Source organism: Bradyrhizobium ferriligni (assembly GCF_056837965.1).
On the sequence record NZ_JBXEJO010000065.1, the window covers coordinates 21,101 to 35,286 of the forward strand.

Annotated in this window: 14 protein-coding genes and 1 tRNA gene; 12 read left to right on the top strand and 3 right to left on the bottom strand. The window is 64.8% G+C overall.

Annotation, left to right across the window (positions count from 1 at the left end):
* The first annotated feature begins 44 nt into the window (after positions 1 to 44).
* Both AC1VNY_RS31465 and AC1VNY_RS31470 read left to right on the top strand, forming a co-directional pair.
* Complete coding sequence (locus tag AC1VNY_RS31465; RefSeq protein WP_092087784.1) at positions 45 to 662, top strand: nitroreductase family protein; 618 nt, start codon at positions 45 to 47, stop codon at positions 660 to 662.
* Positions 663 to 683: 21 nt separating this feature from the next.
* Positions 684 to 1,229: a carboxymuconolactone decarboxylase family protein gene (locus AC1VNY_RS31470; RefSeq protein WP_482408083.1), complete on the top strand. Its 546-nt coding sequence runs from the start codon at positions 684 to 686 to the stop codon at positions 1,227 to 1,229.
* 354 nt (positions 1,230 to 1,583) lie between these two features.
* On the opposite strand, the gene AC1VNY_RS31475 is transcribed toward AC1VNY_RS31470, so the two are convergent.
* Positions 1,584 to 2,636 carry a polysaccharide deacetylase family protein gene (locus tag AC1VNY_RS31475; RefSeq protein ID WP_482408084.1) on the bottom strand — a complete coding sequence of 351 codons (1,053 nt, stop codon included), beginning with the start codon at positions 2,634 to 2,636 and terminating at the stop codon, positions 1,584 to 1,586.
* 312 nt (positions 2,637 to 2,948) lie between these two features.
* Here AC1VNY_RS31475 and AC1VNY_RS31480 point away from each other — a divergent pair, with 312 nt between their 5' ends.
* On the top strand, positions 2,949 to 3,164 hold the full coding sequence (locus AC1VNY_RS31480; RefSeq protein ID WP_456783059.1) for a hypothetical protein: 216 nt from the start codon (positions 2,949 to 2,951) through the stop codon (positions 3,162 to 3,164).
* Between the two features lie 60 nt (positions 3,165 to 3,224).
* Here AC1VNY_RS31480 and AC1VNY_RS31485 read toward each other — a convergent pair whose 3' ends face one another.
* Positions 3,225 to 4,904: an MFS transporter gene (locus tag AC1VNY_RS31485; RefSeq protein ID WP_482408085.1), complete on the bottom strand. Its 1,680-nt coding sequence runs from the start codon at positions 4,902 to 4,904 to the stop codon at positions 3,225 to 3,227.
* A gap of 197 nt (positions 4,905 to 5,101) precedes the next feature.
* Between AC1VNY_RS31485 and AC1VNY_RS31490 the strand changes: the two genes are divergently transcribed.
* The 7 genes from AC1VNY_RS31490 (at position 5,102) to AC1VNY_RS31520 (ending at position 13,051) form a co-directional block, all read left to right on the top strand.
* The gene (locus AC1VNY_RS31490) at positions 5,102 to 6,463 is read left to right on the top strand and encodes a hydrolase (RefSeq protein WP_482408086.1); all 1,362 of its coding nucleotides are present in this window, start codon (positions 5,102 to 5,104) and stop codon (positions 6,461 to 6,463) included.
* A gap of 83 nt (positions 6,464 to 6,546) precedes the next feature.
* Positions 6,547 to 7,932, top strand: coding sequence for a cytochrome P450 (locus AC1VNY_RS31495; protein WP_482408087.1), 1,386 nt, complete (start codon positions 6,547 to 6,549; stop codon positions 7,930 to 7,932).
* Positions 7,933 to 7,973: 41 nt separating this feature from the next.
* Positions 7,974 to 9,383 carry an adenylate/guanylate cyclase domain-containing protein gene (locus tag AC1VNY_RS31500; RefSeq protein WP_016847257.1) on the top strand — a complete coding sequence of 470 codons (1,410 nt, stop codon included), beginning with the start codon at positions 7,974 to 7,976 and terminating at the stop codon, positions 9,381 to 9,383.
* Positions 9,384 to 9,557: 174 nt separating this feature from the next.
* Positions 9,558 to 10,061 carry a tellurite resistance TerB family protein gene (locus AC1VNY_RS31505; RefSeq protein WP_016847256.1) on the top strand — a complete coding sequence of 168 codons (504 nt, stop codon included), beginning with the start codon at positions 9,558 to 9,560 and terminating at the stop codon, positions 10,059 to 10,061.
* Positions 10,062 to 10,287: 226 nt separating this feature from the next.
* Positions 10,288 to 11,067 (top strand): SDR family NAD(P)-dependent oxidoreductase, encoded by a 780-nt coding sequence (locus tag AC1VNY_RS31510; protein WP_482408088.1) that lies wholly within the window; start codon positions 10,288 to 10,290, stop codon positions 11,065 to 11,067.
* A 248-nt stretch (positions 11,068 to 11,315) separates the two neighbouring features.
* Entirely contained in the window at positions 11,316 to 12,125 is an 810-nt protein-coding gene (locus AC1VNY_RS31515; protein WP_482408089.1) for a glutamine amidotransferase, read from the top strand.
* Between the two features lie 116 nt (positions 12,126 to 12,241).
* Positions 12,242 to 13,051, top strand: coding sequence for an enoyl-CoA hydratase (locus AC1VNY_RS31520; protein WP_482408090.1), 810 nt, complete (start codon positions 12,242 to 12,244; stop codon positions 13,049 to 13,051).
* A gap of 114 nt (positions 13,052 to 13,165) precedes the next feature.
* Here the strand turns inward: AC1VNY_RS31520 and AC1VNY_RS31525 are convergent.
* Positions 13,166 to 13,241, bottom strand: a tRNA-Ala gene (locus AC1VNY_RS31525).
* Between the two features lie 297 nt (positions 13,242 to 13,538).
* Here AC1VNY_RS31525 and AC1VNY_RS31530 point away from each other — a divergent pair.
* Positions 13,539 to 13,829, top strand: coding sequence for a YggT family protein (locus AC1VNY_RS31530; protein ID WP_016847252.1), 291 nt, complete (start codon positions 13,539 to 13,541; stop codon positions 13,827 to 13,829).
* Between the two features lie 21 nt (positions 13,830 to 13,850).
* Positions 13,851 to 14,186, top strand: coding sequence for a DUF167 domain-containing protein (locus tag AC1VNY_RS31535; protein WP_016847251.1), 336 nt, complete (start codon positions 13,851 to 13,853; stop codon positions 14,184 to 14,186).

Here is a 14,186-nt window from a genome sequence, read left to right on the forward strand (position 1 = left end):
GCACTCTCGTGCCTCAACCTATCACTTCACTCCTAGGACCAACCATGACCAACGCTGTTATCGAATGTATCCTGAGCCGCAGCTCTACCAAGTATTACGACCCTGCCGCCACCCTGAGCGACGACCAAATCCGAGAGCTCGTGCGAATCGGCACCGCCGCACCGACATCCTTCCACATGCAGAACTGGCGCTTCATCGCCGTGCGCACGCCTGAAGCCAAAGCCCGGTTGAGTCCGATGGCTTGGAATCAACCCGCGATCACCGACGCAGCCGTTACCTTCATCGTCTGCGGCCAGTTGGCCGATTCCAGCGTAATACCGGAGCGCCTGGCGCCGCTGGTAGAATCGGGCGTCATGCCGGCGAAGATGGTGCCGGAATGGGAGATCCCCGCGCGCAATCTGTACATGGAGTACCCACAGCGCCAGCGCGATGAAGCGCTACGAACCGCCTCCTTCGGCGCGGCAGCGATCATCTATGCGGCCCGCTCGCTAGGCCTGGGGTCGACGCCGATGATCGGTTTCGACGCCGAACCGGTGCACCGCGAGTTCGGATTGGCGAAGGACGAAGTGCCGGTCCTGCTGTTGGCCGTGGGTCCGGAGCGTCCGGGAAACTGGGCGCAGAAGCCGCGCCGTCCGGTGGCCGATGTGCTGGACCTGGTATGATACGATCTACGGAGATTACTGATGGCTCGAACTGCATTGCCAACACCGGCTCAGGTGCCGGCAGATTCGAAACCGACCCTCGATGGATTCACCAAGAACATCGGGTTCACTCCGAATATGATGGCGACCTTCGCGCTGAGCCCGATCGCGTTCAACGCATGGGCTACACTGCTCAGCTCTTTGAGCAAGGCGCTCGACTTGAAGACGCGTGACAGCATCGGCCTCGCTGTCTCCGAAGTGAATGGGTGCAACTACTGCCTGACGGTTCACAGCTTTACGGCCGAGCATATGGCCAGGCTGCCGGCTAATGAAATCATTCTCGCTCGGAAGGGTCATGCCAGTGATCCGAAGCGGGACGCCGCTCTCCAGTTTGCGCGCAAAGTCATCACAACCCGCGGCAAGGTCGGTGACGCCGATATGAAAGCCGTCCGGGACGCCGGCTACACAGATGCGAACGTCATGGAGATCGTCGCGCTAGTGGCCATGTACTCCCTGACGAACTTTTTCAATAACGCGTTCGATCCCGAGCAGGATTTTCCCGCCGTTGCGCCGGCTGGCTCGATCTGAACTCTATCCGATCGCATCAGCGTTTCCGAAGATGGTTGGAGGTTTCATGTGATGGGAGCGTAAGACGGGACATTTCATCTCGGCCGATCCGAACACCCGCTACGCCCGCGCCTGGGCACTCAAACGGTTAGTCTGGAGACGGCATCCGCCGGCTCCTTTGCATGGGGTTGTTTTCGATATTTTTGTGGGAGCCGCAGCCACCGGGCGTGATGGTGCCTCTCTTGAAGGCGCACAGGCCTTTCCAGGCTGTCGCTCACATCGTATCGGGCCGGGAGAAGGTGGCTGCGACCAGAAAACGAAAACGCCCCTGGATTGGGTCCAAGGGCGCTTTGGGTTGAGAGTGCGTTCGCTGCGTTACTCGGCGACCGTCTGCACGACGTTGCCGATCGGCCGGCCCGTTGCGATCGGCTTCTCGGTCTTCGCCATCATCGCGTCGTATTCGGGCAGCGTCTCGAGCTGGGTCTTGGCCTTCATCCAGACCACCTTGTAGCCGCCGGCCTTGAGCTTGCGGAGCAGCGTCGGCAGCGCCTGCGCGGTGTGCTTCTGCAGGTCGTGCATCAGGATGATGCCCTTGTGCTCCTTGTCGAGCTTGGTCATCACATTGTTGATGACCTCGTCAGCGCTCTTGGACTTGAAGTCGTTGGAGTCGACGTCGACCGAGAACATCGCGATGTTGCGGGTGCCGAGATAGGCGGTTGTCGCCGGGGTGTGCGCCAGCGCCGGGAAGCGGAAGAACGGGGCCGGGTTGGCACCCAGCGCCAGCTTTACCGCGCTGAAACCCTTCTCGATCTCGTCCTTGGCCTGCTGCTCGGTGATCTTCTTGCCGGCCAAGTGCGCATGCGACCAGGTATGGGCGCCGATGGTGTGGCCGGCGGCGGCAACCTGGCGGAGGATGTCCGGGTGATAGGTGGTGTGCAGGCCGATCGGGAAGAACACCGCCTTGGTGCATTCGTCGGCCAGCGCCTTGAGCACGGCCGGCGTGGTCGGCCACGGACCGTCGTCGAAGGTCAGCACGACCTCCTTGTCGGTCAGGAAGTCATACTGCTTGTACTGCAGGAAACCGAAGCCCGGGCCGCCATTGGTGTCGACCACGACGGTGCGGCTGATGCCGAGCGCATCGGGGTTGGCGCATTTGGGCGCGGCCGCGACGGGGGCCGGCACCGGAGCAGGAGTGGCGGCCGGTGCCGCGGCCTGGGTGGCATCGGCGCGCTTCGACAGCGCGGCGGTCGTCTCGACATCGTCCTTGGCGGCCTGTTTTGCCGCCGCGGGAAGCGGATCGGCCTTGGCCGCAGCCGTGGTTTGCGGAGGAGCCGCGTCGGCACGCGGCGAGGAGGTCCAGAACCACACGCCGGCGATCACGATCGCCGTTACAACACTGGCCAGCATCAGGCCCAACGCACTACGCATCGCTACACACTCTCTCGGAACTTAAGGATACGCCACAGCCGTAACGAGCGATTAATGCCAACAAGGTCTTAACGCGATCCCAACAAGGCGCCGGAAGGACAAGAAAAAGGAGGCGTTACCATGCGTGATGACGGTCACAGTCGGTTTCAAGCTTCTTCGCGACAAGGAAACGCTATAGAACCGGCGTCGCATTCCCTGGAGCCGTTTCCGCTCCGATGAAATCGGAACGGGGCTCCGGATTCCTTATTTGACGCGTTTTCTTCACGCGAACCGGCACCACCTCGCGCGAAAACGCTTGAGAGGCTTTGAGAGATGACCCGATTTCTGCTTGCCGTCGTTCCGCTGGTTTTGTTGACGTCGGCCGCCTCGGCGCAGCAGCAGGGGCGCGATGCCTGCTCGCGCGATGCCTCGCGGTTCTGCCGCGCCCATCTCAGCGAGGGCGATCAGGTCGTGCTGGCGTGTTTGAAGGAGCACCGCAGTCGCCTCAGCAAGGCCTGCCAGCAGACGCTCGCCGATCACGGGCAGTGATTCCAGCCGTCGTCATTCCGGGTTTGATGCTTCGCATCGCCCCGGAATGACTGCCTGGACCTAAGTGCTGCTCCCCGCCGCTGTCGCGACCACCGGGATCACCTCCTTGGCGGCGCGATCCGGGGTCTCGTCCTTCCAGCGCACCGATCCGAACGGACGCTCCAGCATCCGGCGCACGCGGATCGGCTCGGCGCCGATGTGGAAGTCGGCCGCCTTCTGATGCAGTTCGCGCTCGATCTGCGTGGCGCGGTTGCGCTGGCGCAGGAAATCGAGCCAGGTCGGGCAATGATAGCGCTCGGTCCACAATTCGGGATCGGCGATGTCGCGGGCGATCGACCAGCCATAGGCGCCGTTGCGCTGGCGGCTGAGCTGTACGTCCTGCATCACATTGTGGAAGGCGCGGGCATTGTCCTGCGCCACCCGGTATTCGATCTCGACCACCAGCGGGCCGCTGCGCCCACTCAGTTGCAGCCGCACCTCGGGATCGGCCAGCGCATCCGTCGCGTCCTCGTTGCGCGCGCCGATCGGCGGCATCCTGAGCCAGATGCCGAGCACTGGCGACAGCAGCATCAGACCGGCGGAGATCAGCAGCGCCATCTCGACGCCGCCCACGTCCGTGATGCGGCCCCAGCACCAGCTTCCGATCGCGATGCCGCCGGCGATCGCGGCCTGGAAGGCGGCCAGCGAACGGCCCGCGACCCAGCGCGGCGCGGAGAGCTGCACGCCGATATTGAACAGCGCGATCGCCAGCATCCACACCGCTCCGGCAACGACCAGCGCGGCGGCGGTGATCACCGGCTGCTTGCTCACGGCAACCGCGGCGATCGCCGCGCCCATCGTCAACGCACAGACGCGTATGGCGGCTTCGCCGCTGAGCCGGCTGCGAATCTCGCTGATGTTGAGCGCGCCGATCACCGCGCCCATGCCGAAGGCGCCGAGCATGATGCCGTAGGTCTGCGCGCCGCCATGCAGGAGGTCGCGCGCCACCAGCGGCATCAGCGCCGAGACCGAGCCGCCGATGATGCCGGTCACCATGGTGCGGGTCAGCACGATCTTGATCGACGGCGAATTGGTGATGTAGCGCACGCCGGAGACGATGGCGCGGTTCAGCCGCTCGCGCGGCAGCCGCGACGGCTCGCTGACGCGATTCCACAGGAACAGCACGACGAGCAGCGGCAGATACAGCACGGCATTGGCGGCGAAGGCGGCCACGGCGCCCGCGGACGCCACCACGATGCCGCCGATCGCCGGACCGAAGCTGCGCGCGATGTTGTAGCTGATGCCGTTCAGCGCGACCGCGGCGGGCAGCGTCTCCGGCGGCACCTGCTCGCTGACCGAGGATTGCCAGGCCGGGCCGAACAGCGCCATGCCGCTGCCGACGACGAAGCACAGCGCGAGCAGGATGTTCGGCGTTACCAGATTGAGCCAGGCCAGCACGGTCAGGGTGGTGGCGCCGGTCAGCGCAATCGCCAGCGACACCAGCGCGACGATGCGGCGGTCGTGCATGTCGGCGATGGCCCCGGCCGGCATCGAGATCAGCATCACCGGCAACATCAAGGCGGTCTGCACCAGCGCGACCTTGTCGGCCTCCGTGGTCATCTGCGTCATCGCCCAGGCGGCGCCGACGCCCTGGATCAGGATACCGAGATTGGAGAGCAGGCTCGCGAGCCAGATTCGCCTGAAGATTGAATGCCGCAACGGTGCAGTGATACTGTCTGAGCGATCGCGCGGTTCGGTCATATCCAGTTCCGGTTGGCCTGCTATGGCTTGTTGGACGATTCCGGCTGCACCAACTGATGCCCGCGAAACGCGGGTCCTGTCCAGCGATTACGGTATCCTTGGCGGGGATAGGACACAGCTAAAGCACTGAAAGACCTGAGGAAGGCCAAGGGACGGTCAAGGGAAGGTCAAAGGAAGGCCTGGGGGAAAGGGGACCGATGGCGCTGTCGCGGCGGAGAATCTTGCAAGGGGCCGGCGCCCTGTCCCTGCTGGCCGGCCGTATTGGCGCCCCGGCCTCGGCTCAGCCGGCGGCCGCCGGTGACACCCCGCCGATCCTGTTCGTGCATGGCAATGGCGATCACGCCCCGCTCTGGATGACGACGTTCTGGCGGATGGAATCGAACGGCATGCCTCGCGAACGCATGGCGGCGATCAATTTCACCGATCCGCTGGCGCGCACCGACGACAAGATCGAGCAGGCGAGCCGCTCCTCGACCGAGGACCAGCGCCGCGAGCTCGCCGAGGCGATCAGGGAGCTGAAGCAGAAGACCGGCGCGCCGCGGATCGCACTGGTCGGCAGTTCGCGCGGCGGCAATGCGATCCGCAACCACATCAAGAATGGTGGCGGCGGCGACATCAGCCACGCGGTGCTGTGCGGCACGCCCAATCACGGTGTGTATGCGTGGGACGACGGGCTCGGCAACGAGTTCAACGGACGTGGTCTGTTCCTGCGCGGACTGAACGATGGCGACAGCGAAGTGACTGTTGGCACCGCATTCCTGACGCTGCGAAGCGACGGCCTCGACAAATATGCGCAAGCCGACGGCCGCTTCGTCGGCAAGCCGGGCACGCCGACCAACGTCACGACGGAAGGCCCGGCGCTGAAAGGCGCGACCAATCTGGTGCTCGGCGCGGTCGATCATCGCGAGACCGCCTTTCATCCGCGCGCCTTTCGCGAGATCTACAAATTCATCGCAAGCCGCGAGCCGTCGCGGATCGGGATCGTGCCGGAGACGGCGGTGAGGCTGAGCGGCCTCGTCACGGGTACGCCGGGCGGCGTGCCGACCAATCGGCCGGTGCCGGGCGCCACGGTCGACATCTATCATGTCGCGGCGGAGACCGGCGAGCGCATCGGCGGCCCGCTGCACAGCTCGCAGACCGGCGCCGACGGCCGCTGGGGTCCGGCGCAGGTCGACCCGTCGTGGCCGCTCGAATTCGTGCTGACGTCACCCGGTACGGCGACGACGCACATCTATCGCTCGCCGTTTCCGCGCTCGTCCGAGATCGTGCATCTCCGCGCGGCGCGGCCGCTGGGGCCGGCCGATGCCGGCGCAGGCGCGGTCGTGCTGATGTCGCGGCCGCGCGGCTATTTCGGCCTGCCGCGCGATATCGTGCTGTTCGACGGCAAGGAGCCGGCCGATGTAAAGCCCGGCGTGCCGACGGATTCGGTGACGACGCTGCGGCTCGCCGCGGACGATGTCGGCCGTCCGGTCGCCGCGATCTTCAACGGGGAACGCATTATGATGCGGGCCTGGCCGGCGTCGGAAAATCGGATTGCGGTCGCCGGGCTGACTTATTAGGTCTGGTGGAGGGTCCGCGCGCCTTCTTGGCGCCGGGATCGCAAGGCCGGATCGGCCGTCGCGTGAGGCAGGAAGCGAGGACCATGAGCATAGCCGAAGTCTACGATATCACGGTCACGCGGCGTCCCCTGGTCCCGCCGGCGCCGCCGCGCGCGCCGGACGACATGGGCGCGTTCGCGCGCATGCGGGTGATGCGCAACTCGCCGATCGAGACCTGGGGCCAGCGCGCCTATGAGGACGACATCGTCCAGGGCCGCTTTCTCAACCATTCGAGCTTCATCCTCAACACGCCGGATGCGATCCGCCATGTGCTGGTCGACAATTACGAGAACTACACCCGCACGCCGGCCGGCCTTCGCGTGCTGCGTCCGATGCTGGGCGAGGGGCTGTTGATCGCCGAAGGGCGTGCGTGGAAACATCAGCGCCGCACGCTGGCGCCTGCGTTCACGCCGCGCGCGGTGACGACGCTGGTGCCTTACATGATCGCGGCGGTCGACGAGACCATCGCCAAGCTGAAGTCCGCGAGTGGCGGCCCGGTCGATCTGCGCGAGGCGATGCAGCGGATGACGCTGGAGATCGCAGGCCGCACCATGTTCTCGTTCGGCATGGATCGCCACGGCGCCGCGCTGCGCGACTTCGTGATGGAGTATGGCAACACGCTGGCGCGGCCGCACATGCTGGATTTGGTACTGCCGTTGAACTGGCCGACGCCGCAGGATTTCCGGCGCGCCCGTTTCCGCAAGCGCTGGACCGCGTTCGTCGGCATGCTGATGGCCGAGCGACGTGCGGCCGGCAAGGATGAGAACGCGCCGGCGCGCGACCTGTTCGACCTGATGGGCGCCGCGCGCGATCCTGAAACCGGCGAGGCCTTTACCGATGCCCAACTCGGCGACCAGGTCGCCACCATGATCCTGGCCGGCCACGAGACGACTGCGACCGCGCTGTTCTGGGCGCTCTATCTGCTGGCGCTCGATCCCCTGACCCAGGAGCAACTGGCAGCAGAAGTCGGGAGCGCGGCGACGTCTGGCGCGCTCGACATCGAGCGGCTGAAATTCACCCGCGCGGTGATCGACGAAACCATGCGGCTTTATCCGCCGGCGTTCCTGATCGCGCGTGCAGCAGGCGGTCCCGATACCATCGCGGGCCGTCCGGTCAGGAAGGGTGACGTAATCCTGATCGCGCCGTGGCTGTTGCACAGGCATGAGAAGTTGTGGCGCGATCCGAACGCGTTCGTGCCGGCGCGGTTCATGACGGGAACGCCGCCCGATCGGTTCGCCTATCTGCCGTTCGGGGTCGGCGCGCGGGTCTGCATCGGTGCGCATTTTGCGCTGGTCGAGGCGACGCTCGCGCTTGCGAAGATTGTCGGCGCATTCCGCGTCGCGCTGGCGGACAAGGATCCGGTGCTGCCGATCGGCGTGGTGACGACACAGCCGAACCGCTCGCCGGTGTTTACGATCAAGCCGCGCTGACCTTGCGCGGCGGTGTCCCAATGCTCATCTAGGGGCTCACCATGAGCGATACGCAGGCCCATTTCGCAGTCCTCAGGCAGACGACCGATCCGGCCGTCGTCGATGCCATGCAGCAGTTGATCGCGGACGGTCACGATCGGGATCTCAATCGCATCAATCTGCTGGATTTCTCGAACCGGACCGGGCTCGACCAGGAGAAGGTGATCTCCGGCTTCCTGCATGCGTCGCGGCTCGGCCTGTTCGACATGAGCTGGAATGTGCTGTGCCCGGGCTGCGGCGGCGTGCTCGATGCGCATTCGACGCTGAAGTCGTTGCGCCATGACGACTACAATTGCGCGCTGTGCGCGGCCGGATACGAAGCGTCCGTCGACGATCTGGTCGAGGTCGCCTTCACCGTCAGCCCACGCGTGCGCCGCATCGGCGCGCATGATCCGAATACGCTGCCGATCTGGGAATATGTCCGCCAGATGTTCTGGAGCTCGGGCATCGAGCTCAACGAAGACTCGCTGGAGCGCCTGCTCAAGGAGGTCACGCTGGAATCGCTGGAGTTGCCGGCCGGCGAGAAGGCGCTGCTATCGCTGCAATTGCCGAAGCAGTTCCTGATCGTGTTCGAGCCGGTGACGCACTCGGCGCATTTCTTCGACGTGCAGGGCGAGCCGACCACGGAGCGCCAGCAGTTCTCGATCGTGTTCAACAAGCTGCAGGCGCCGACCGGCACTACGGTGCTGCGGCCGGGGCCGCTCCGGCTGTCGCTGGACAACCAGACCGACACCCGCGTCCTGCCTGCGGTGTGGGTCGCGGCCGATGCGTTGCATGAACTGCTCGGCAAGCGCAAGCCGATCCTCACCGCGAAGCGGATGCTGTCGAACCAGACCTTCCGCGACGTGTTCAAGGCCGACAATCTCACCGTCGACCAGCGGCTGAAGATCACCGCGCTCACCTTCCTGTTCACCGATCTCAAAGGCTCGACCGCGCTCTATGAGCGGGTCGGCGATCTCGCCGCATTCGATCTGGTGCGCGCGCATTTCCACGCGCTGCTCGAGATCATCGCTTCCGAGCACGGCGCCGTCGTGAAGACGATCGGCGATGCCGTGATGGCGACCTTCATCCGGCCAGAGCATGCATTGTCGGCGGGCCTGCGCATGCGGGCGGCGATGAAGCAGCTCAACACCGAGCGCGGCAAGGAGGATCTGATCGTCAAGATCGGTATCCATGAGGGGCCATGCCTCGCGGTGACGCTGAACGAGCGGCAGGATTATTTCGGCCAGACCGTGAATATCGCAGCCAGGGTGCAGAGCCTGTCGACCTCGCAGGAAATCCACTTGACCCAGCCGGTGATGGAATCGGCTGAAGTCGCGGGCATTCTCGATCGCGCCGCGATCAAGCCGATCCAGAAGGAAGCGGCACTGCGCGGCATTGCCGACAAGCTCGTGGTGTACGAGATACCGTAGTCATATTGCTGAAACGTAATGCTTGCCGAAACGTAATGTCGCAGCGGGAACCTGCGCGGATTGCACCGGTTCTGTTTCCACGCCATATAGATTTCAACGGAGCATGATCCGGAAATACGTGTAGCCGGATAGATCACGCTCAAATCAGGCAGGCTTCATTCCACAGAGAGAACGATGCTCGACGGACTTCGCCAATTCATTGCCGATATCGTTTCCCCCGATGCTCAGGCCGACCGCACCTTCGATGACGGCGACTATCGCCTGGCGGCGACGGCGCTGCTGGTGCATGTCGTCTCGCTGGACGGCGAGCCGACGCCTGCCGAGACGCGCAAGCTGCACGGCCTGATCGAGAGCCGTTTCCAGCTCGATCGCGGCGCGGCCGACAAGCTGATCGCCTCTGCCATGCGCGTCGAGGGCGAGGCCGTCGATCTCTATCACTTTACCAGTGTGATCATGCGCTCGGTGAACGAGGAGGGACGGCTGCGCATTGTCGAGATGATGTGGGAGCTGGTCTATGCCGACGGCCAGGTCAGCGAGTTCGAGGACAATGTGGTCTGGCGCGCCGCGGATCTGCTCGGCATTTCCTCGCGCGACCGCATCGATCTCAAGCATCGGGTCGCCGAGAAGCAGGCGGCGCTGCCAAAGGGCCCCTGGGGTACGGCGGACGCCGCAATCTGACGCGATAGCCCGCGCCGGCGGACGCATCGTCACCGGTATCACGGATGACGAAATTTTAATGTCCGCCGCGATTGTGGGCGATCCGACTGAAAATCTGGCGTTTCATCACAAAACCAGTGCCTCGCCGCTGTCCACAAGCTTACACACGGCTTGCGTCCCACCGCATCCCTATGCTCTCGTCGCCTTGTTGGGGACCTCACTAGAATTTGCAGTAAGAGTTTGAAACGTGACCGAGCGTGTGACGCTGATAACCGGGGCATCGGCGGGCATAGGCACCGAACTGGCGCGCGTGTTTGCATCGAATGGTCACCGTGTGGCGCTGGTGGCGCGGCGCGCCGACCGCCTGAAGGCGCTTGCCGACGAGCTCGGGGCCAAGGGCGGCGCAGCGCCGATTGTGATCCCCTGTGATCTCCAGCACAGCGATGCGGGCGATCGGATCGCGCAGGCTCTGACCGACGCCGGGGTCGAGGTCGAATTTCTCGTCAACAATGCCGGCTTCGGCCTGTTCGGCCGCGCCATCGAGCGCGACCGCTCCGAGCAGCTCAACATCATCAATGTCAATATCCGCGCGCTGACCGATCTGACGCTGCGCTTTGCCGACCAGCTGATCCGCAACCGCGGCGGCATCCTCAATCTCGGCTCGATCGCCGGATTTCTGCCGGGCCCCGGCATGGCCGTGTACTACGCCAGCAAGGCCTATGTGCTGTCGTTTTCCGAGGCGTTGCGCTGTGAGCTGGCGCCGCAGGGCGTGCGTGTCACCGTGTGTTGCCCGGGCCCGGTACCATCGGAGTTTCAGGATCGCGCCGGGTTTGCCCCCGGATTCGATTCCGCCATCCTCAACGTTACGCCGGAAGAGGTGGCTCGCCAGGCCTATCGCGGGTTGATGGCCAACAAACGCGCGGTGCTGCCCGGCGCCTTCATCAAGCTGGTGCCGTTCCTGCTCCGGCTGTTTCCGCGCTCCTTCATCCTGACGGCGGTCGGCGGATTTCAGCTCCGCAAGCGCTAGAGCTTTTCCCGTTCCGATGGAATCGGAACGGGGCTCTAGATTCTTGTTTTGACGCGTTTTCTTCACGCGAACCGGTATCCACTTCGCTCGAAAACGCTCTAGCTGCCCTGAAAAACGTCCCACGCGTCGCCGTTAAGGCTGTTTTCTGGCCCGCGATTTGCTTCGTCTGGGTGTGCGCAAACTCACACGATGTTAACGACCACTTAGCTATGATCGCGCCTTACGTGCCGAAACTTTAAGCAGAGGCAATGTCGTTCCGGTCTGACCAGAGCCGCGTCGTGGTGCCCTTCGCCAGCCGAAGGCCGACCTCGGCCACGGCTGAGGTCTCGGACCAGACCCCGCTGCGGCCGGTGCTGATCGTGCTGCATCAGGAGACATCGACTCCCGGCCGGATCGGCAACGCCCTGCGCGAGCTGGGCTACCGCCTCGACATCCGCCGCCCGCGCTTCGGTGACGCGCTGCCCGCAACGCTCGACGCGCATGCCGGCGCGGTGATCTTCGGCGGTCCGATGAGCGCCAACGACGGCGACGACTACGTGCGGCGCGAGATCGACTGGATCGCCGTTGCGCTGCGTGAGCAGCGCCCGTTCCTGGGGATCTGCCTCGGTGCGCAGATGCTGGCGCGGCAGCTCGGCGCCAAAGTCGCGCCGCATCCGCAAGGCCGTGTCGAGGTCGGTTATTATCCGGTCAGGCCGACCGATGCGGGCCGCGCGCTCTGCCCGGACTGGCCGGCGCGGGTCTATCACTGGCACGGCGAGGGATTTCAATTGCCCGCCGGCGCCGGCCTGCTTGCGGCGGGCGATGATTTCCCGGTGCAGGCGTTTCAGTTCGGCAACGCCTTCGGCCTGCAATTCCATCCCGACGTGACCTACGCCATGATGCATCGCTGGACCACACGCGGTTGCGCGCGGATGGATTCGCCGGGCGCACAGCCGGGCCATCTGCACTTCGCCGAGCGCGCCGTCCACGATGCCGCCGAGCGCGCGTGGCTGAAGCATTTCATCGACGGCTGGATCGCGCGCGTTCCGCAACGGCAGCTGCTGCAGGCCGCGGAATAGCCGCCACGCGGAATTTCGCGCCGGCTTTTCATTCTCGTGAATGTGTTACTGTCGGCCGCCGGGCGCAGGCCGTATCGCCGCGCGTATCAATAACAACAAGGCACAGGGAGATCGCCGTGAGCTACGAGCACATCCTCTATGAGGTCAGCGACAGGATCGCGACCATCACGCTCAATCGCCCCGATCGCATGAATGCGTGGACCGCGATCATGGAGCGCGACGTGCGCCACGCGATGGAGGCGGCGGCCAACGACGACAACGTTCGCGTCATCGTGCTGACCGGCGCGGGCCGCGGCTTCTGCGCCGGCGCCGACATGGACGCGCTGAAGGGAATCGATCCCAACGAGGTCAGGCGCGGCGAGAACATCCCGTTCGACATGAACCGGCGCGCCGACTGGCAGACGCGCTACGCCTACTACCCCGCGATCAGGAAGCCCGTGATCGCGATGCTCAACGGCGCCACCGCCGGCATCGGCCTGGTGCACGCGCTGTATTGCGATTTGCGCTTCGCCGCCGACACCGCGGTGTTCACCACCGCCTTCGCGCGGCGCGGCCTGATCGCCGAACACGGCATCAGCTGGATGCTGCCGCGTATCGTCGGCCACGCCAACGCGCTCGATCTGTTGATGTCGGCGCGGCGCGTGTCGGCCGAGGAGGCGTTGCGCATCGGCCTCGTCAACCGGCTCTCCTCGCCGGAGAAGCTGCGCGAGGAAACCTATGCCTACGCCCGCGACCTCGCCGATTTCGTCTCCCCGAGCGCGATCGCGGTGATCAAGCGCCAGGTCTACGACGTGCCGTTCCAGACGCTCGCCGAAGCCACCATCGATGCCAACCGCGAGATGCAGATCGCGCTGAGGGGCAATGATTTCAGGGAAGGCGTCGCGAGTTTTGTGGAGAAGCGGCCGCCGCGGTTTACGGGGACGTGAGGGGGGAGTGCCGGGTTAAAGGTCCGTCTTCGCCCTTTGGGCTTCGCCGGACACCACGCTTCGCCCTTCAGGCTCCTGCGCGGCTGCGCCACGCGTAGCCCGAAGGGCGAAGCGTGGTGGAGCCAGGCGGGATCGAACCGCCGACCTCGTCATTGCGAACGACGCGCTCTCCCAGCTGAGCTATGGCCCCATCGCGGCCGGGTGTTGCTGAGTATCCCGGCCGTCAGTCGGGCGCCATTTACAGTCCCGCCCAAGGTCAAGTCAAGAACGGTGAAAGCGCGGTTTTCGGCCCATCCCGCCGGGAACTTCCCTTGTTTGCGGGGGGATGAACCGATATTTAGAGCGTGATCCCGACCCGGCGGACCGCGCCAGCCCCCAGTGCATAGCGGTTTTCCGAAACGATCCTGCTCAATCAAGAAGCGCGATGGCGGCTCAGTCCGGTCTCGTTGCGCTTCAATCGGTTGTCTTACCCGCGAGCCCCCCTCATATGCGCGCTGTTCTCGACATCGTCATCATCATCCTCGACCTCTATGTCTGGCTGCTGATCGCCTCCGCCATCCTGTCCTGGCTGGTCGCCTTCAATGTGGTCAACACGCGCAACCAGTTCGTTTCCGCGGTGGCCGAGTTCCTCTACCGGATCACCGAGCCGGTGCTGCGGCCGATCCGCAACGTGATGCCGAATCTGGGCGGGCTCGATATCTCGCCGATCATCGTGATTTTGATCATCATGTTCATCCAGCGGGTGATCGCCTATTACATCTATCCCAACGTGATCTGACCCTTTCTCGACGGGGCCTTGATGGATCCGTGGCGCTATTCCACCGAGGGCATCAGCATCGCGCTGCGCGTGACGCCGCGCGGCGGTCGCGACGACATCGACGGGATCGAAACGCTGGCCAACGGCCGTTCGGTGGTGAAGGTGCGGGTGCGCGCCATCGCCGAGGGCGGTGAGGCCAATCGTGCGGTGACTGAGCTGCTGGCCAAGGCGCTCGGCGTGCCGAAGGCCAGGGTGAAGCTGTTGTCCGGCGCCACCTCGCGGCTCAAGCAGGTCGCGGTGGACGGCGATCCGAAAGGGCTCGGCGATACGTTGAGGAAACTGACGGCGGCCAAGCCGAACCAGCAGACAAGGGACTGA